Origin of the sequence: Nocardioides sp., from assembly GCF_004803405.1 — a bacterium.
GTDB classification, from domain to species: domain Bacteria; phylum Actinomycetota; class Actinomycetes; order Propionibacteriales; family Nocardioidaceae; genus Nocardioides; species Nocardioides vastitatis.
Map to the genome: position 1 here is coordinate 1 of NZ_SSXI01000070.1, position 456 is coordinate 456.

1 protein-coding gene is annotated in these 456 nt (G+C 72.6%); it reads left to right on the forward strand.

The features are described 5' to 3' along the window. Positions 1 to 169: 169 nt before the first annotated feature. A partial coding sequence (locus E7Z54_RS05280) for a DUF2510 domain-containing protein (protein ID WP_136431968.1) occupies positions 170 to 456 on the forward strand: 287 nt, incomplete at its 3' end.

The window sequence follows — 456 nt, forward strand, 5'->3', positions numbered from 1 at the left end:
AGCAAGCCGCGCCACGTCGGGCTGGTGGTCGGGCTGATCACGACGTTCCTCCTGCTGGGATTCGTGGCACTGGTGGCGATCATCAGCCTCACCAACTGACTCGGCACCGTGACATGATGCGGGACGAGTTCGAGCGGACTCTCCGCTCGCCCGTCTGAGGAGATTGCGGATGTCCGACCCGAACCAGCCCTCGCCGCCTCCTGGTTGGTATCCGGACGGGCAGGGCGGACAGCGGTGGTGGGACGGCGCGCAGTGGACCGAGCACACTCAGCCGCCCCAGGCTCCGCAGCCGCCCCAGGCTCCGCCGCAGCCGCAGGTCCCCGGCGCCGACCAGCCCACAGTCGTCGCGCCCCACCGCGCCGCCGACTTCGGGCAGCACGCGCCGCCCGGACAGCCCCCGTACGGCGCGCCGACGGGCCAGCAGCCCTACGGCCAGCAGCCCTACGGCCAGCAGCC